The following is a 16,654-nucleotide window of genomic DNA, read 5'->3' on the forward strand; positions in this document are numbered from 1 at the left end:
GTCGTGATGGGCAACGGCAACACGTCCAACTTCAACAAGGAGCTGCTGGAGAACATCGTTCCCGCGGCTCGCTCCCACTACAACGTCTCCAGCGACCCGTCGCAGCAGGCCCTCGCCGGCCTCTCGATGGGCGGTGGGCAGACGATCGGGGTGCTCAAGGCGTACCCGGGCCAGTTCGCCTATGTCGCGGCGTTCTCGGCCGGGTTCGGCGGCGGCACCGGCGTCGACGTGGCGGCGATCAACAACGGGACCAAGCTGTTCCGCGTGTACGTCGGCGACGTGACCGACTTCGTGTACCCGTCGTTCATGGCGGGACTCACGACGATGAACGACCTCGGTGTCCACTACGAGTTCGACGGAATCACCCCCGGACCCCATGGCTGGGACGTATGGCAGAAGAACCTCATCGACCTGGCACCGCGCTTGTTCAAGCGCTGATCAGCCCATAGCGGCGAAAGCACCGGGTCACCGGTGACGCTCGTCGCGCACGTGAGCGTGTTAGCGCTCACATGAGAATCGGCCCGAAGGACGGGGCGCGGATCGTGCCATCCGCGCCTCGTCCCGGCCGATCACCCGGCCGCAGCGGCGGCGCATGACCCTTGTGCGCAGTGATCCCGGAGGGGAAATTATGTCAATGAAGACGAAAAGACTCTTTGCCACCGCAGCCACGCTCGCCGCCGCGTGCGTGCTTGCCGCCTGCTCCCCCGACGCGGGGAGCCAAAGCAGCGCGAGCGCGACCAACGCCGGAAACGACGCGGCCGGAAACGACACGACCGGAAACAAGGCGAGCAACTGCACGAACACGATCACCAAGAAGGATCTGCCGGTCGTGACCTTCTGGGGCTGGTACCCCAACATGCAGCTCGTCGTCGACAACTTCAACAAGCAGAACAACGAGGTGCAGGTCTGCTGGACCAATGTCGGCCAGGGCGGTGACGAGTACGACAAGTTCCAGACGGCGATCTCGGCGGGCACCGGCGCGCCCGACGTCATCATGATCGAGGCCGACCGGATCCCGACCTTCCAGATCCAGAAGGCGCTCGTCGACATCAAGAACTACGGCTTCGACGCGGTGAAGGCGAACTACAGCGACGGCGCGTGGAAGGACGTCTCGATCGGCGGCGCGGTCTACGGCGTGCCGGTCGACGGCGGCCCGATGGCGATGATCTACCGCAAGGACATCTTCGACAAGTACAAGATCACGCCGCCGAAGACGTGGGCCGAGTACGAGCAGGCGGCGCAGAAGGTGAAGGACGCCGGGGGCCCGCTGTTCGGCGACCTGGGCGCGAACGTGCCGGCCGTCATGATGGCGCTGCAGATCCAGAAGGGCGCATCTCCGTACACCTACGACCCGGCGCAGCCCGAGTCGATCGGCATCGCGCTGAACGACCAGGCGTCCAAGGACGTGCTGGACTACTGGGGGAGCCTCGCCAAGAAGGGCCTGGTCGGGACGCAGGACCAGTTCACGCCGGAGTACATCTCCGGTGTGGTCAACGGTAAGTACGCGACGTACATCTCGGCGGCGTGGGCGCCCGGATACCTCACCGGCGCGGGCGTCGGCAAGGGCAAGGACACCGGCAAGTGGGCGGTGGCGCCGCTCCCGCAGTGGGACTCCGCCAGTCCGGTGCAGGTGAACTGGGGCGGGTCGGCCTTCTCGGTGACGAGCCAGGCGAAGAACCCCGAGCTCGCGGCGAAGGCGGCGTACGGCCTCTACGCCGACGACGAGTCGCTCAAGGACGGCTGGACCAACCAGATCATCTTCCCGCTGAACCTCAAGGCGCTCAACAGTCCCGAGTTCGTGGACCTGAAGGTGAACTTCTTCGACGGTCAGCAGGCGAACAAGGAGGTCTACGTCCCTGCGGCGAACGCCTACACGGGCATGACCTACAGCCCGTTCGGCCAGTACTACTTCGACTCCATGACGAAGCAGATCAGCGCGGTCATCGACGGCTCCGTCACCGGTGCGCAGGCGGCCGACAAAATCCAGGAAGACGTGGTGAACTACGCCAAGGAGCAAGGTTTCACCGTCAAGTAGACAACCCGGGTGGGCCACGCCGTCCTCGACCGGCCGGCCCACCCGTCACTCCCCAGCATCGACCCCCTCGGAGCCCAAGATGACCCTCCTGATCGAGGAGAGTGCATCGAGCACTCAAGAAAAAGCGCACAAGGTCCGCGGAAAGGTGCGCCTCCGTGAGCACCTCATGGGGTGGCTCTTCGTCGGGCCATTCGGGATCGTCTTCCTGGCGTTGCTCATCGCGCCGCTCGGGTACGCCCTGTATCTCAGCCTCTGGCAGAAGAAGCTGATCGGCGGCACCAGTTTCGTCTTCCTCGGCAACTACGTGAAGGCGTTCACCGACCCGACCTTCCTCTCCGGGGTGTGGTTCGTCGTCCGCTTCTCCCTGGTCGCCATCCCGCTGCAGATCCTCATCGCGCTCGCGATGGCCCTCATCGTGGACGCCGTGACCTCGCTGTTCACCCGGTTCTCCCGCCTCATGATCTTCCTCCCCTACGCCATTCCCACGGTCATCGGGGCGGTCATGTGGGGATTCCTGTACAGCAAGAGCTTCGGGCCGCTCACCGACTTCTTCGGACTGTTCGGGGCCCCCGCGCCCGACTTCTTCAGCAAGAACCTGATCTTCTACGGCCTGATCAACGTCGTCACCTGGCAGTGGGCCGGTTACTACATGATCATCTTGTACGCGGCGCTCCAGGGCATCGACCCGTCGCTCTACGAGGCGGCCCGGATGGACGGCGCCGGGAAATGGCAGATCGCGCTCCGGATCAAAATCCCGCTGATCGCCCCCGCGCTGCTGCTGATCCTGGTCTTCTCGCTCATCGGCACCCTGCAGTTCTTCAACGAACCACAGATCCTGCGATATCTGGCGGCCGGCACGATCGCACCGGGATTCACTCCCAACATGTACGCGTACCAGCAGGCGTTCGGGCTCGCGAACTTCAACTACGGATCGGCGATCTCCTTCGCGCTCGGCGGGGTCGTGTTCGTCTGCGTCTACGCGTTCCTGTTCTTCACCCGCAAGCGTAGGAGCTTCTTCTGATGACCGGCAGCGCCGGCGCACGCCGCCGTCCCCAGCGCCACCTTCCCCTGCAGATCTTCCTCGGCTTCCTGGTCGTGTATTTCCTGGTGCCGTTCTGGTGGGTCATCGTCAACAGTTCCAAGGACGCCCCCGGCCTGTTCGGCGGGAGCAACACGCTGTGGTTCGCCGACCAGGTCGACTACTTCGGCAACCTTCAGCGGCTGTTCACCTACGACGGCGGCATCTACGGCAGGTGGATCCTCAACTCCACGCTGTACGCGTTCGCGGGCGGGATCGGCGCCACGATCCTGGCCGTCATGGCCGGCTACGGATTCGCCAAATACCGGTTCGCCGGCAGGCGCTTCAGCTTCTCGGTCCTGCTCGGCGCGTTGATGGTGCCCGCGACCGCCCTGGTGATCCCCACGTTCATGATGTTTTCCGGGCTCGGCCTGACGAACACGATCTGGGCGGTGATCCTCCCGTCGCTGCTCAACCCGTTCGGCGTCTATCTGATGCACGTGTACGCGCGCGACGCGGTTCCCGACGAGATCCTCGACGCGGCGAAGGTCGACGGCGCGGGTGAGCTGCGGACGTTTCTTCAGGTAGCCTTCCCGCTGATGCGGCCGGCGGTGGTCACGGTGCTGCTCCTGTCCGCAGTGGCGTCCTGGAACAACTACTTCCTGCCGCTCGCCATGCTCTCCGACAACCGCCTTTTCCCCGTCACCGTCGGGCTCGGCCTCTGGCAGGGAATCGCCTCGGCGAACAATTCGGGCAGTACCTCCCTCTGGAGCCTCATCATCCTGGGCGCGCTCGTGTCGGTGATCCCGCTTGTCATCGCCTTCTTCACCCTCCAGCGGCACTGGCGCGGCGGACTGTCCGTCGGAGGCCTGAGATAGCCGCGGCCGGTCGTCCAGCAGTTGATCAGAAATGACAGAGAGGTGTGCCGATGTCGATGAGCAATCGCCCGCTGCGCAGCCAGGAGTGGTTCGGCGCGGAAGGGCGCAACGGGTTCATCCATCGATCGTGGATGCGCAACCAGGGGTTCGCGGACGACGTCTTCGACGGCCGCCCCGTGATCGGCATCGCCACCACATGGTCGGAGTTGACGCCGTGCAACGCCCATTTGCGCGACCTTGCCGAGTCGGTGAAGCGCGGGGTGTGGGAGAGCGGCGGCCTGCCGCTTGAGTTCCCGGCGATGAGCCTGGGGGAGCCGCTGATGCGGCCGACGACCATGCTCTACCGCAACCTGCTGGCCATGGAGGCGGAGGAGCTCATCCGGGCCAACCCGCTCGACGGGGTGGTGCTGCTGTCCGGCTGTGACAAGACCACACCCGGGCTGCTCATGGGCGCGGCCAGCGTCGATCTGCCGACTCTGATGATCACCGGTGGCCCGATGCTCAACGGCAAGTTCCGCGGCCGGGACATCGGGTCGGGCACCGACGTCTGGCGTTTCACCGAGGAGATGAGGGCCGGCCGGATGACGGCGGCCGACTGCGCCGAGGCGGAGGTCTGCATGTCCCGCAGCCGGGGGCACTGCATGACCATGGGGACCGCCTCCACGATGGCCTGCGTGACAGAGGCGCTGGGCGTCCAGTTGCCGGGGGCCGCGGCCGTACCGGCCGTCGACTCCCGGCGGTACGCGCTCGCGCAGGCCGCCGGGCGCCGGATCGTGGCCATGGTGGAGGAGGACCAGCGGCTGTCCACCGTGCTCACCCGCGAAGCCTTCGAGAACGCCATCCGGGTCAACGCCGCGATCGGCGGCTCCACCAACGCCGTGGTGCACCTGCTCGCGATCGCCGGGCGCCTCGGCGTCCCCCTGTCGCTGGAGGACTTCGACACGCTCACCGCCGAGGTGCCCATGCTGGTCAACCTCATGCCCTCCGGCGCCTACCTCATGGAGGACTTCGCGTACGCGGGCGGACTGCCGGCGGTGATGCAGGAGATCGCCTCTCTGCTGCACCTGGACCATGTCACCGTCAGCGGAAAGAGCGTGGCCGACAACATCAGCGGCGCCCAGTGCTGGAACCGTGAGGTCATCGGCACCATGGAGAAGCCGTTCCAGGCCGCCGGCTCGGGGACCGTCGTGCTGCGCGGGTCGCTCGCGCCGTCCGGGGCCGTCCTGAAGGTCTCCGCCGCCTCGGCCCATCTGCTCCAGCACACCGGACCGGCGCTCGTGTTCGACCGGATCGAGGACTACGTCGCCGCGGCCGACGACCCGGACATGGACGTCACCGCCGACACGGTCATCGTGGTCCAGAACGCCGGACCACGCGGCTACCCCGGCTTCCCCGAGGTGGGCAACATGCCCATGCCGCGGCGGCTGCTCAAGGAGGGGGTCACCGACATGGTCAGGATCTCCGACGCCCGCATGAGCGGCACGGGGTACGGCACCTGCGTCCTGCACGTGGCCCCGGAGGCGTCCGTGGGCGGTCCGCTCGCACTCGTGCGTACCGGCGACCTGGTTCGGGTCGACGTTCCGGCGCGGAGTCTGGACCTGCTGGTCGACGAGGCGGAACTGGAGCGGCGCCGCGCCGCCTGGCAGCCTCCGCAGCCGGCCGCCACCCGGGGGTGGGCGCGGCTGTACAGCGAGCACGTGCTGCAGGCCGACAAGGGTGCGGACCTGGACTTCCTCGTCGGCGGCAGCGGCAGCGCCCCGCCCCGTCACTCACACTGACCGGTCACCGCCGGTGATCGTGGTCCTCGGCGAGAGCGAGGTCGGCGATGACGAGGAGATAGGTGACGTCGGCCGGCTTCTCGCCGAATCGCGGGTGATCGGGTATCCGGCGGTAGGCGCGGGCGGGTCCGGCGATCGTCGTGTGCTCACGCTGGGTCCAGTGACATGTGGCGAGCAGAGACGGCAGATCGTCCGGCAGGAACTTCGCGCCCGTGCCGGCCACCCGAGCGGCGCTCCGCGCCGAGCGCGCGAGGGTGTCCAGGATCAGCACGCTTCCTGGTGCGGACAGACTTGCGGCAGTGCGCAAGAGGCGAGTCGCCGCGCCATGGTCGAGGTACATCAGCAGCCCTTCGGCTACCCACACCGAGCGGCGAGACGGCTCGAACCCGGCGTGGACCAGATCCCGTGACCAGTCGCCGCCCAGGTCGGTGGTGACGTCGGTGACGCTTCGAAGCGGTGTCGGCATCGTGGCCAGCACCGCTTCCTTGTGTTGCTGCACCGACGATTGATCGAGTTCGAACGCACGCGTACCGGCGGGCAGCTGCAGCCGGTAGGGACGTGTGTCGAGGCCGGCGCCGAGCTCGACCAGTTGTCCGGTCCGCTCCGTCAGCTCGGCGGCGACGGCGTCGTCGAACCACCGGGTGCGCAGCGGAAGCAGCACGTCTTCGCGCTGGTCACGTGCCTCCTTACGCCGCAACAACTCCCGGCCGCGGTCGCCCGCGAGGGCGCTCGCCCACGGATCCTGGAACAGGCGGTCGGGGCGAGCCGTCTCGCGGGCGCGTACCGCGGCCGTCCAGTACGCGCTTGCCGCGGCGATGTCGGCGGAGGTCATGGAGCCGCGCCCTTCCGGCCGACATCGGCACGTCGGCCATACCCGGAATCCGCAACCGGTCGCCGGAAATATACGCCCTTTCCGGCCGATTACCTGCTGAGCCGGTCGGGTGGGACAGTGAGCAGTATGAACACCGTCCTGAATGTCATCTGGCTGATCTTCGCCGGCCTGTGGCTCGCAATAGGTTACGCCGTGGCGGGGATCGTCTGCTGCGTCCTCATCGTCACCATCCCGTTCGGCATCGCGTCGTTCCGGATCGCGGGCTACGCCCTGTGGCCGTTCGGCCGTACCGTCGCCGACAAGCCGTCCGCCGGCGCATGGTCGGTCGTCGGCAACGTCATCTGGCTGCTCGTCGCCGGGATCTGGCTGGCGATCGGGCACATCGTCACCGCGATCCCGCTGTTCATCTCGATCATCGGCATCCCGCTGGGGATCGCGAACCTCAAAATGATCCCGATCTCGCTGATGCCGCTGGGCAAGGACATCGTTCCCGTAAGCCGCACCTAGGTGTCGGGGATCAACCGCGCGCCGTGCCCGGGAACGACCGACCTGCCGAAGGTGTTGGGCCAAGGCGCTCGGCAACAGGCACGTCATGACGGGTAATCTTCAGCGGTCCGATGTCCCGATAGGGATCTTGAGGCCCTCTTCCGCGGCCAGCACGACACCGCCGAACGCGAGTTGAGCTGCGGCCACGGAAGCGCCCCGGTCGTTGCCAGGCCAAAAGTGGGTGAGCATCAGTCGGCGGGCGCCCGCCCGGCTGGCCCAATGACCTGCCTCGGCGGAAGTCAGCAGATTGCGTGCGGGGCGGCTGGTCTCGCCGTCCCGGTCGGTGGCCTCGACGATGAACAGATCGGCGCCGCGGCCGAGTTCGGCCAACAGGGGAGTGGGGCCGGTGTCCCCGGAGTAGGCCAGGGCAATTCCGCCCGCCTCTAAGCGGATTCCTGCATTGAGTACGTAGTGCGGGAGCGACAGTCCTGTCAGGTCAAAGGGACCCGCCCGGTAGCTTCCGGGCAGCGGATACACGTCGAAGACCGCGTGCAGGTCGACGTCGGGTTCCAGGCCGCCGATACGGTCGAGCACGCCGGGCGGGCAGTACAACGGCAACTTCGGTGCACCGGTGTCACCGTACAACCGCATCCGAAACAGCCCATGCAGGTCGATGCAGTGGTCAGGGTGCTCGTGGGTGATGACGACGGCGTCTATTGCACCGTCTGGCCAGTGTGCGAGTAGCCGAGGCAGCGTGGCGTAACCGAGGTCGAGCACCAAGCGGTAACCGTCCCAGTCCACTGCGAAACCACTACAGGCACGACCCGGTTCGGGAAAGGCGCCACAACTGCCGAGGACGCTGACTTGTCGCATCTGCAAAGAATGTCAGACCGTGCCAGCCGTCTCCCTGGCCTGAGCTTGCACACGTGGAGCGGGTGATGGGAATCGGTCCCGCGCTGTCAGCTTGGGAATCGGTTAGGGAACTTCCCCTTGTGATCAGAAACGAGGACGTAGCTCAGCGCTGACCGAGTGACCGTGAGTTCCTGTGAAACACCGCTGATGACCGTTCGTTCTGGCACGTATCCGGCACGTGGTCCAGCATCATAATTCGGTGGCATCCGGAGGCCGAGTGCTAGACGATCCGGTAATGACTACCTCGGATGCGAATGAATCCGCTCCCGCGCGGTGGACGAAGTCGACGGTGTACCTCGACATGTGGGTAGACCCGGACGACGACCCCCGCGAGACCGATGTCGGGGCGGTCGACGAACGCGGCGTACTTCTCGACTATCTGCGCCATTACCGGCTGACCCTGGAAATGAAATGCGCGGGCCTGGATGCCGAGCAGCTTGCCCGACGATCCGTACCACCGTCCACGATGTCTCTGCTGGGGCTGGTGCGGCACCTGACCGAGGGGGAAAGACACCTTCGCCGGGTCATGGCCGGCGAAGACGCGCCGAAGCTGTACTGCACCGACGATGACCGTGACGGCGACTGGAACGGCGCGATCGCCGACCCCGCAGTCGTGGAGGACGCCTGGCGGCGGTGGCGAGCCGAGGTAGAGCTCACCGACCAGTTCGTGGCCGGAGTCGCCGACCTCGGCACCTGGAACGCAGGCGTCTCCGACCTCGGCCCCGACGGGGCCAACCTGCAGCTTCGCGACATCCTGGTCGCGCAGATCGCGGAGTACGCACGGCACTGCGGCCACGCCGACCTCCTTCGCGAGCGCATCGACGGCCGTGTCGGCCAGTAAGCGCCGTTGGACAGAGGTATGGCCGAAAGCCAGTTGCCCGTGACGAGCGAAGGGCCGCGGAAACGGCCGAGGCCCAGGCCGGGACGCGCTTTCTGACCGCGGCCTTCGTTTAGTGCGGCTACTTATCTTGCTGTCCGAGCTGGGAACGTGCAGGTCAGAGTTGGCCGAGTCACCGTGAGTCCCCGATAGTTCCCGCTGATCGCCGACCGAACGGGCACGCAACGGGCACGCCGCGCTGCGTCCCTGCCGCTGGCGATATCGCGAGCGTAGACTTGGGACATGAGCGCCGGGCATGCGCATGAGGAGCTTCATCACCTGGTTGACCGGCTGTCGCCGGACCAGGCGGGCCGGCTGCTGCGGTTGGTCAAGACAGATCCGGAACTGGCTGAGGCCGCGAACGAAGATCTGCCGGAACCGGTACGGCGTCGCCGGCTGTCGATCGCGGGGATCGGCGCATCTGGAGAGGGCGATCTGTCGGAACGGGTCGAAGATCTGCTGGCGGAGCGATTCAATCGGTCGGTGTGACCGCTACGCTCCTGGACACAGGGCCGCTGATCGCCGTTGTCGATCGCGACGACAAGCACCATGCCTCGTGTGTGCGTCTCCTCGAGCAGTTGGCAGGGCCGTTGCTCCTTCCTTCGACCATCCTGATCGAGGCTGGTTGGACGATCAACAGACATATGGGACCGGCCGTACAGGCGCAGTTCCTTGATCTCGTCACGGAGGAGTTCGAGCTGGTCGATCTGCTTGCCGCTGACGTACGACGTATGGCCGAACTCGTCCGGCTCTACAAAGACGCTCGTCTCGATCCTGCCGATGTATCCGTGGTCGCAATCGCCGAGCGTCTGGGAATCACACAAATCGCGACGATCGACCGGCGCGATTTCGGCCTGATCCGGCCCCGGCATGTGGCGGCGTTCAAGCTGCTGCCAGAGGTGCTCGCTTAGATCTTGAAGCGGGTGACGGATTCGAACCCGCGCTGTCAGCGTGGGAATTGCATTGATCACGCCTCGTAGAGCGGCTGTCCTACGCGTACCGGTCAGCGGCGCGCACGCCTTCGCCTCCTGATCGCCCCGTCTGCCGTCGACCCGCCCGAAGGAGAAGCGGGCCAAGGCCTGCTCGGCTTGTCCCGGGTCGATGGCGGGCGAGGTAATCGGGCTCCTACCTCAGCCAACAATGGCCGGCCACGAGAAGCGGGCCTTTGGCAATCACCCAGGAGCCGGAGCGCCCCCGCCGGAGGCACAAACTGAGAGCCTCGATGTGTCGAGGCGGTTGCTGCGAAGCGGCGAGGAGTAAGGGCTTGGGAGGGCACATGCGGGGCAGAACGAGCACTGACATCGTTGAGCTGGGCACCGATGTTGTGGTCAAGCGATACCGATCATGAAGTTACGGTGAGCCTGAACGCGAGTGGCGGGCCTTGCGATTGCTCGACGAGTACGTGCCGGAGGTGGCGCCGGTGCCTGTGCGTGTGGATCTTAATGCGAACCCGCTCACGGTGGTGATGTCACGGCTGCGTGCGAGAGCCCTGGAAGGTTCAAGCCGTAGGCCCGCCGCCGCCCTTGATCTATGTGAACAATTCGGCAACGCCGCTGCGTCTATGGAGGAAGGCTGGGCGTCAAGACCGGCGTCTGCTCGATGCTGGAGGATCTTGACACTTCCCGATCGCTTTCGCCGAAAAGCCTGCCGATGGACAACCAAGCCCTGACCCGCTTCGGTGAGCTCGTCCAGGCAGCAGCCGAGCTGCGCCCCCTGGAGTTGGCCGAACTGCATGAGATCGGTGGTGTGCTGAGCGAGGTGATCCTTACCGCCGCCGCCCTGGCCATTCGTGTGGAAGCCGAGAGCGCGACCCTGGGGAAGCGGTACGTTCTGCGCGATACGACCGGCGACACCGACCCGGAGGCGCGTTTGGCCGAGGTTCGGCAGCGTATGAGACGGATGGTTGATCTCCTGCATAAAGCCGATCTGCACGCCCGCCGCTCTCACGCCGCGATCAACCGCATCGTGCAGACCGACCCCGACGCCGCCACGGGCCAACGGGAATCGAACCCGCGCTGTCAGCTTGGAAAACCTTCCGAGATCACGCCCTCTGCCCTGGGGAAGGGTTCACCTGGATGAAGGCCGGTCGAGTGGCCGTGAATCCCCGCGGCTTCCCGCTGCGTGCCAACCGAACGGGCACTACCGGAGGGCGCGTGCCATCCCGAACGAGGTTATGCGCTGGTACATGGAGACTCCGAGGAGGTCGAGCGCTGTCGCCGGTCTGATCAAGCCCTGCGAAGGCGAGATGTAGGCGGCAGGCGACCACTTGACCTGGGTCGATGGCGAAAGGGCGGCGCCTTCCCACTCTCCGCTAACCGGGGTTCATCCTCCGGATACGAATGCCATGATGTCGTCCACCGCGTCGCACAGCCTGCCGAAGTGACGGTGCGCTCCGTCCACGGCAACAGGCGTGTTGACGTTCCACACGGTCATCCCGGCCATCAACCCGGCCTGCACGCCGGAAGGAGCGTCTTCGACGACAAGGCAGTGCTCCGGTGCGACACCGAATAGCCCGGCGGCCAGCAGGTAGGGATCGGGTGATGGTTTGCCCTGCTCGACCGCGGCCGCGTCCACGATCACCTCCGGTATCGGTAGCCGGGTGCGAAGGAACCGCCCGCGGACCCTGTGGGCGTAGTTCGAGGTCACCAGCGTCCATGATCCAGTCGGTAGTCCGTGCAGAAGCCTGGACGCCCCGTCGAAGCCCGTGTAGGCGCCGGAACGCACGTCTTCGTCCTCCAACGCGTGCAGTGCCATCAGGCAGGTGTGGGGATCCAGGTCTGGTGCGACAGCGGCGAAGGTCTCCATCGGCCGGGTCCGAAGCGCCACACGGTAGACCTCCTCGGGGTCCAGAGCATGTTGCGCCGCCCACATTTTCCAGACGCGACGCTGGTTGTCCAAAGCATCGATCAACGTGCCATCGACGTCGAAGAAGACGCATCTCGCGGGTCGCTGAGGCGGAGAGGCAGCGGACACCTGCTGATCATTGCAGTTGCTCAATGACTCCTGAAAGAAGCCAACCTCCGAGTGGTGCGCGCAGCTCGCGACCTGCTGCTCGGCGCCGGGCGCCAGATCTCCGGCTGTAGCTGTGCGACGTAGGCACCATCTGATACGACACCTGGGCCGCCTGGTGCTCGCCCAGCAGCCGGTCGAAGATGCGCTTGACGGTGTGACGATCAAGCCCCTTCATGCCGTCGGCGCCCTGGTTCTGCGGCTCCATAGCTCACGCCAGGCGAAGTTTCGACGAAGGCGAAACGAGTGGCGGCCGAACCGTCACGAACGAATCATGTCCGCCATGTGGGCTTCACTCCGCTACTGGGGGACTGCGCTGCTGGGACTGGCTGCCCTCCCCGCCATCGTCATCGTCACGCAGGCTACCGGTGATCTCACTCCCGTACGCGTACCCGTCTGGGAGGTCCTCCGGGCGGGTGTGATGCTGCTGGCGGGGGCGTGGGCGGGCGGCCGGGCCCAAAGCCGCGGCATCGGGCGGATCCTCCTGCTCAGCGGGGTGCTGGGCGTCGTCCAGCTGATGTGCGAGCTTCCGGGCCTCGTCATCGTGTCTGACGGAACCTCCGCGAGCTGGGAGGAGTGGCTGCACTACTGGATCTGGGTCCCGCAGGTCATGGCTCCGCTGCTGCTCGCGACCGCGATCTTCCCTGACGGGCGTCCGGCGCTGCCGATCGCCGTGACGTTCTCGATTCTCGCCAGCGTGATGACCTCGTTCACGGTCGCGACCTACAACTGGCCGCGTAGCGATGGAGGCGCCGGCTACAACCCGGTATTGATGTTCTTGCGGCTCCCTCCATACCCGTCGATCGTAATCACCCTGGTCATCGTCCTGGTGGCCGCCGCCTTTGTGCTCGCATCCCTGGTCATCCGATGGAAAGCGGGCGAGGCGGCCGTACGGTGGCCCCTGCTCTATCCTCTCGCCGCGCTGCTCTTCGGCATCGTGTACGCGCTGTTGCACCCCGCGCTGCCCGCAGCTGCCGGCGACATCTGGGAGGTGTTGCCCCCGGTCTACTGCGCCGCCCTGGCCCTCGCCGTACGCCCTCTGCCCGGCATCCGTCGTCTGAGGTCGCCGTAGGAAAGGGTCGGCGACGGCTTCGAAGGCCGGGCGACGGCTTCGGCCGAAGCGAAACCTCCAGACGGTTCGTCGGTCAGCGGCGCATCCAGCGAGTCAGTGAGGAGAAGCCTGACGGTCTGGTCTTCGTGGCCAGCACCGAGCGCAGCTTCGCTCCGTCGCGGTCACGCGAGGGTTTGGGAAGACGATCAGGAAAGCCGGTCTTCGGGCAAGTGAGCTTTCGCTGTGAGAGCAGGTGACGGGAATCGAACCCGCGCTGTCAGCTTGGGAATTGCATTGATCACGGCCCGTACGGGCGTTGAGCTGGGCGCGAAGCCGGTCATGAGTGGCCGTGGTTGCCCCCTCGTTCCCCTGGCTGATTGCACGCTAATTGCACGACGATCAAGTGCATCAATCCGTCGCTGTTCGATCAGCTAGGGAAGTTGCTCTCGGAGCGTCAGCCACTGGTCAAGCCTTCTCGCCGCCGGCGTCGTCGACAAATAGTCCCGGATGTACTGGGCTGGCCCCAGCAGGTTCTTGCACCGGCGGAGGGCCAGGATCTCTGTCCGGGGCCGCTGTCGCCAGGTGGTGGCCCACTCTGTGGCTTGCTCCAGTTGCAGAGGGAGGGCCGCCAGGATGTCAGAGGCGAGTGCGTCGGGGTTCCACAGGGATGAGCCCATGGGGCCGAGGTCGCTGATCAAACCTGCGCGCAGGTAGAAGCGGCTTACGCTGGCGCTGGTCGTATCTAGACCTGCGGCCTCGGCTCTGCCAAGCGCGTACATGGCCGTCTCTGCCCACACTCGCTGTCCTTCGCCCCGCTCGGGTTGACGGGCGTAGAAGTTGTTCAACTCCCAGACGCCGAGCCAGTAGTTGATGAGGGTGGAAGGATCGTCGACCACGAGGTCACTTTCTCATGCGCGGCGCGCAAGCCTCCGGCTGCCTGATCATCCCGTGTGCCGTCGACCCGCCCGAAGGGGAAGCGGACCCGACGGCCTTGTCTGCTCGGCTTGTCCCGGGTCGATGGCGGGCGAATGATCAGCCCCCTACCTCAGCCATTTACGGCCAGAGGTCGGGCGGCGAGCCTTGGCGATCACCCCGGAGCCGAAGCGCCTTCGCCGGAGGCGTTCATAGGCTGCATCTGCTGTGGCGTCAGAAAGATGTCCAGCAGTACAGATGGTGGCGGTGCTGGGTTGCTCGTACTGCCAGGCCGCGTAGATCTTGGAGTAGCTCGGTGAGTTCGGCCGGGTCTGCGAGGCCCCAGAACTCCTCTGTCTGGGACCAGGGGTGTGCTACAGCGCGGATCTGGTCATCGGTGGCGGTGGCGAGTGCTGAGGTGAACTCGTCCGTAACGGTCAGGACTCCCTGTCCTCCGTCGTCGCTGAATCTCAGCATGGCGGCGTGCCTGGGCCGCGCGGTGACGTCCTCGTATCGGCTGCCGGTGAGCAGTGCCTCCAGGGTCCCCATCATCACGTGCGGGTCGATGTTCTTGAGTTCGGCGCTGTCTTTCGGCTCTATGCCGGGGGGCGGGCAGGTGGGACCTGCTGGCCAGTCGTAGACGTCCGCAGCTTCGTCGTCCGTGGCTGCCCTGAAGTAGTCGAAGAAGACTCCCATGGTCGGGCAGAGTGCCAGGAACAGGGGCTTACTGTCATTACTGCACTGGCCACAGGGCGGCCTGGCATTGCAGGCCGCGGCTCAGCTGATGAATGGACATTGGTGGCTCTTCACAGACGAAGGTGTAGTCGCGGCCTGAAGCCGCCGGTCTCGAGCAGGGACCTGGCGATGTAGTTGGTGAGGTTGCGGAAGCCTAGAGCGGAGCCGCGTAGGTGTTCGAGTCGTCCGTTGATCGCTTCGGTGGGTCCGTTGCTGGTGCCTGCCCGGTAGAGCGGGTCGTCCTTGCGGCCGCGGTGGCCATGGATGCCCTGCTGGATCCGGCGCCGGCACTGGTCGAGCGCCTCACCGGCCAGCCGCACGACGTGGAAGGGGTCCGTCACCGCGACCGCGTCAGGGAGCTCTTCGGCGGTGGCGGTCTTGAAGCCGGTAAACCCGTCCATCGCAACGACGTCGACCCCGTCGCGCCAAGCCTTGGGTCGTTCGGCCAGCCAGGTCTTGAACGCCTGCTTGGAGCGGCCCTCGACTATGTCCAGCAGCCGCGCCGGTCCGGTGCCGTCACGGATCCCGGTGAGCTCGGTGATCACGGCGACGTACTTGTCGCCGCGGCGGGTATGTCGCCACACGTGCCCGCAGCCGACGCACCGGTAACGGCGGATCGTGACCAGCAACATCGTGGGACGCCACCCGAACGGCTCGTGAGCAAGGCGCCTGGTCACGGTGTCCCGCGGCGATCGTGAAGAGCCGGACAGGTGATCACCCCGGGTAAACAAACGTCGCCCGGATTATCGAGCCTCGGGCGCAACCGCGGTACTTTGGGGCGGTGATCGTCCGGTGGCGTTTGGCCTGTCAGGCGCGGTCGTGGAGAGTGATCTGGTAGCCGTCGGGGTCGGCGAAGGTGAATGTCCGACCGAAGGGGCCGTCGATCGGTGCGGAGACGATGGTGTGACCGTCGGCAACGAGAGCATCGTGAATGGCCTGGACGTCTGTGGCGTGGAGCCAGATCGCGGCACCGATGCCGGGCTGAGCAGCGGATGCGAGATCGGTGCCGGGAACGATGTCGCGGAGTGCGAACGCGATCGGCTTCGTCTCGAAGACGACGGCGTGCGGAGGTCCGGCCTGCGAGCGGACGAGGCCGAGGTACTGCTCGTAGAACGCCTGCGAAGCGTCGAGGTCGCGCGCTTGGAGCGAGATGAAGTCGGGGCCGGTGGCGGGCATGATGCTCCTTCTCTTCGTGTCAGTTTTCTGACACGGCCTAACCTATGTCAGGATACTGACATGAGTCAAAACGGTGTCGGCATCGACCTGGACAAATCACTGGGCTACTTGCTGAAAGAGGCTTCGAGCGCGCTCCGCGCAGCCATGGAGGAGGTGCTGCGGCCGCTCGGGATGAGCGTGACGCACTACTCCTGCCTCGAGCTGCTGGCTCAACGACCGGGCTTGTCGAACTCCGAGCTCGCACGGGGCGCGTTCGTGACACGGCAGACGATGAACGTGCTGCTCCAGGCCCTGGAACGAGACGGCTACGTGACCAGGCCTGCGGAGGCACCCGTCGGGAAGGTTCTTCCCACGCGGCTCACGCCTCGCGGCCGACGGAGCCTCGAGAAGGCGACCATAGCGGTCCGGTCCGTCGAGGTCAGAATGCTGGCCGGCATGACCGAGACCGAGCAGTCAGACGCGTTCCGGATCCTGCAGAGCATGATCCGTTCCCTGCGCGATGGCAACGACGGTGCATAGCTCGTTCCCCGGCGCACGTCTCGTCGCGCCCGGATAGGAGTGCAGCCGAGCATGAAATCCCTGCAGGCGACCTCGAAAACCGTCTTCTGCGATGAGCCACATTGGTAGGTGGTTCCAGTCGGAGGGCCCGAGCTGCCGGCGGCAGGGACCGGCCCCCAGGCTTGGCTCACATCGGCGGGAACCATGGCAGTGTGTCGGACTTGGTGTGGGATGAGGTGAGGAGTTTCTTCGATCTTGATTTGATGGGAACGCTGCCGGATGTGTGGGTTGCGAATGCCTCGGTTGAGGACTGGCAGGCGGTCCTCGATCTGATCGAAGCTCGTGGCTGGTCGCGCGAGTATCTCGAGGGCGACGTCGTCAAGCCGCTCCCTCGCGCTACGCAGGGGAATCGAACCCGCGCTGTCAGCTTGGGAATTGCATGGATCATGGCCGTTAG

The 16,654-nt window shown here is 65.9% G+C and carries 19 protein-coding genes and 1 pseudogene; 12 read left to right on the forward strand and 8 right to left on the reverse strand.

Translation table 11 applies throughout. The features are described from left to right. From ACIBK1_RS37235 to ACIBK1_RS37255, 5 genes are all read left to right on the forward strand, one after another. A partial coding sequence (locus tag ACIBK1_RS37235) for an alpha/beta hydrolase (protein ID WP_396740378.1) occupies window positions 1-438 on the forward strand: 438 nt, incomplete at its 5' end. Window positions 439-634: 196 nt separating this feature from the next. Then, complete coding sequence (locus ACIBK1_RS37240; RefSeq protein ID WP_030510450.1) at window positions 635-2,035, forward strand: extracellular solute-binding protein; 1,401 nt, start codon at window positions 635-637, stop codon at window positions 2,033-2,035. Between the two features lie 79 nt (window positions 2,036-2,114). Then, window positions 2,115-3,056, forward strand: a complete 942-nt coding sequence (locus ACIBK1_RS37245; RefSeq protein WP_036408069.1) for a carbohydrate ABC transporter permease — start codon at window positions 2,115-2,117, stop codon at window positions 3,054-3,056. After that, window positions 3,056-3,931 (forward strand): carbohydrate ABC transporter permease, encoded by an 876-nt coding sequence (locus tag ACIBK1_RS37250; protein ID WP_030510448.1) that lies wholly within the window; start codon window positions 3,056-3,058, stop codon window positions 3,929-3,931. Before ACIBK1_RS37245 ends, ACIBK1_RS37250 begins: the two co-directional genes overlap by 1 nt. A gap of 50 nt (window positions 3,932-3,981) precedes the next feature. Further along, window positions 3,982-5,709 carry an IlvD/Edd family dehydratase gene (locus ACIBK1_RS37255; protein ID WP_396740381.1) on the forward strand — a complete coding sequence of 576 codons (1,728 nt, stop codon included), beginning with the start codon at window positions 3,982-3,984 and terminating at the stop codon, window positions 5,707-5,709. A 4-nt stretch (window positions 5,710-5,713) separates the two neighbouring features. Here the strand turns inward: ACIBK1_RS37255 and ACIBK1_RS37260 are convergent, their stop codons facing one another. Then, entirely contained in the window at window positions 5,714-6,541 is an 828-nt protein-coding gene (locus ACIBK1_RS37260; protein WP_396740383.1) for a class I SAM-dependent methyltransferase, read from the reverse strand. A gap of 126 nt (window positions 6,542-6,667) precedes the next feature. Between ACIBK1_RS37260 and ACIBK1_RS37265 the strand changes: the two genes are divergently transcribed. After that, entirely contained in the window at window positions 6,668-7,048 is a 381-nt protein-coding gene (locus tag ACIBK1_RS37265; protein ID WP_030510445.1) for a YccF domain-containing protein, read from the forward strand. A 99-nt stretch (window positions 7,049-7,147) separates the two neighbouring features. Here ACIBK1_RS37265 and ACIBK1_RS37270 read toward each other — a convergent pair whose 3' ends face one another. Continuing rightward, window positions 7,148-7,828 carry an MBL fold metallo-hydrolase gene (locus ACIBK1_RS37270; RefSeq protein WP_156081092.1) on the reverse strand — a complete coding sequence of 227 codons (681 nt, stop codon included), beginning with the start codon at window positions 7,826-7,828 and terminating at the stop codon, window positions 7,148-7,150. 328 nt (window positions 7,829-8,156) lie between these two features. Between ACIBK1_RS37270 and ACIBK1_RS37275 the strand changes: the two genes are divergently transcribed. From ACIBK1_RS37275 to ACIBK1_RS37290, 4 genes are all read left to right on the forward strand, one after another. Then, entirely contained in the window at window positions 8,157-8,780 is a 624-nt protein-coding gene (locus ACIBK1_RS37275) for a DinB family protein (protein ID WP_363524291.1), read from the forward strand. A 279-nt stretch (window positions 8,781-9,059) separates the two neighbouring features. Next, window positions 9,060-9,305: a hypothetical protein gene (locus ACIBK1_RS37280; RefSeq protein WP_030510442.1), complete on the forward strand. Its 246-nt coding sequence runs from the start codon at window positions 9,060-9,062 to the stop codon at window positions 9,303-9,305. Next, window positions 9,302-9,727, forward strand: coding sequence for a type II toxin-antitoxin system VapC family toxin (locus ACIBK1_RS37285; protein WP_396740386.1), 426 nt, complete (start codon window positions 9,302-9,304; stop codon window positions 9,725-9,727). Before ACIBK1_RS37280 ends, ACIBK1_RS37285 begins: the two co-directional genes overlap by 4 nt. Before the next feature lie 688 nt (window positions 9,728-10,415). After that, window positions 10,416-10,895 carry a hypothetical protein gene (locus ACIBK1_RS37290; RefSeq protein WP_396740388.1) on the forward strand — a complete coding sequence of 160 codons (480 nt, stop codon included), beginning with the start codon at window positions 10,416-10,418 and terminating at the stop codon, window positions 10,893-10,895. Window positions 10,896-11,138: 243 nt separating this feature from the next. Here ACIBK1_RS37290 and ACIBK1_RS37295 read toward each other — a convergent pair whose 3' ends face one another. Further along, window positions 11,139-11,813 (reverse strand): HAD family hydrolase, encoded by a 675-nt coding sequence (locus tag ACIBK1_RS37295; protein ID WP_396740390.1) that lies wholly within the window; start codon window positions 11,811-11,813, stop codon window positions 11,139-11,141. Further along, entirely contained in the window at window positions 11,797-12,033 is a 237-nt protein-coding gene (locus ACIBK1_RS37300) for a hypothetical protein (RefSeq protein ID WP_396740392.1), read from the reverse strand. The genes ACIBK1_RS37295 and ACIBK1_RS37300 overlap by 17 nt, the downstream gene beginning before the upstream one ends. A 75-nt stretch (window positions 12,034-12,108) precedes the next feature. On the opposite strand from ACIBK1_RS37300, the gene ACIBK1_RS37305 reads away from it, so the two are divergent. Then, window positions 12,109-12,897: a hypothetical protein gene (locus ACIBK1_RS37305; protein WP_396740394.1), complete on the forward strand. Its 789-nt coding sequence runs from the start codon at window positions 12,109-12,111 to the stop codon at window positions 12,895-12,897. A gap of 410 nt (window positions 12,898-13,307) precedes the next feature. Here ACIBK1_RS37305 and ACIBK1_RS37310 read toward each other — a convergent pair whose 3' ends face one another. The 4 genes and pseudogenes from ACIBK1_RS37310 to ACIBK1_RS37325 form a co-directional block, all read right to left on the reverse strand. Beyond that, window positions 13,308-13,772 (reverse strand): hypothetical protein, encoded by a 465-nt coding sequence (locus ACIBK1_RS37310; RefSeq protein WP_396740396.1) that lies wholly within the window; start codon window positions 13,770-13,772, stop codon window positions 13,308-13,310. Window positions 13,773-14,022: 250 nt separating this feature from the next. Then, a complete protein-coding gene (locus ACIBK1_RS37315) occupies window positions 14,023-14,484 on the reverse strand; it encodes a hypothetical protein (protein WP_396740398.1) in 462 nt (153 codons plus the stop codon). A 110-nt stretch (window positions 14,485-14,594) separates the two neighbouring features. Continuing rightward, window positions 14,595-15,227, reverse strand: a pseudogene (locus ACIBK1_RS37320) (transposase); the annotation flags it as partial. Window positions 15,228-15,330: 103 nt separating this feature from the next. Continuing rightward, a complete protein-coding gene (locus tag ACIBK1_RS37325) occupies window positions 15,331-15,699 on the reverse strand; it encodes a VOC family protein (protein ID WP_030510433.1) in 369 nt (122 codons plus the stop codon). 60 nt (window positions 15,700-15,759) lie between these two features. On the opposite strand from ACIBK1_RS37325, the gene ACIBK1_RS37330 reads away from it, so the two are divergent. Beyond that, window positions 15,760-16,218, forward strand: a complete 459-nt coding sequence (locus ACIBK1_RS37330; RefSeq protein ID WP_346021249.1) for a MarR family winged helix-turn-helix transcriptional regulator — start codon at window positions 15,760-15,762, stop codon at window positions 16,216-16,218. Window positions 16,219-16,654: the final 436 nt, after the last annotated feature.

The organism is Microbispora rosea, from assembly GCF_044460045.1.
Lineage (GTDB): Bacteria > Actinomycetota > Actinomycetes > Streptosporangiales > Streptosporangiaceae > Microbispora > Microbispora rosea.